The sequence below is a fragment of the Paraburkholderia sp. BR14320 genome, assembly GCF_040948665.1.
GTDB classification, from domain to species: domain Bacteria; phylum Pseudomonadota; class Gammaproteobacteria; order Burkholderiales; family Burkholderiaceae; genus Paraburkholderia; species Paraburkholderia youngii.
Window position 1 is genome coordinate 1 of the sequence record NZ_JBFPKG010000258.1, and the last position, 466, is coordinate 466.

Annotated in this window: 1 protein-coding gene; it reads left to right on the top strand. The window is 59.7% G+C overall.

What is annotated here, in order from left to right; all coding sequences use genetic code 11:
* Positions 1-248, top strand: a 248-nt coding sequence (locus tag AB3X89_RS40205; protein ID WP_368588053.1) for a hypothetical protein, incomplete at its 5' end; no start/stop codon positions are given.
* Positions 249-466: the final 218 nt, after the last annotated feature.

Consider the following 466-nt stretch of genomic DNA (forward strand, 5'->3'; position numbering starts at 1 on the left):
CGGCGACGCGCTGGCACGACCATCTCGTTCGGTACATCAAGGACAAGGGCATCCATGCGTTCCGCAACAAATACGGGTACGGCCAGCGCGCGCTGGTCGAGGCGCAGATCTCGCGAATCAAGCGTTGTATCGGTGCGCGGCTACTGACGCGCAAAACCGAATCTCAGCAGCACGAGGGCGTGATTATCGCGAACCTCGTGAATCTGTGGAACAGCTTCGGCAAGGCCGTTTGCATCAAAAATGCCTAGTTGCGTCTGCAACCAACTGCGGCCATGCCCTGCTGAACAAAGCCATGTAGAGGCGAACCTGTTGGTCGGTGATGCGGGTTCCAGACATGTACTGACCGCTTCTTCTTTAAGAATCGATCAGCCATCCTATTGCCCCGCCGACGCGGCGCCGCCGGGGGTTCGTCGTCTCCGGCGGCTACGCCGCCTCCGACTCCTCACCACCGGCCAAAACAAACGTC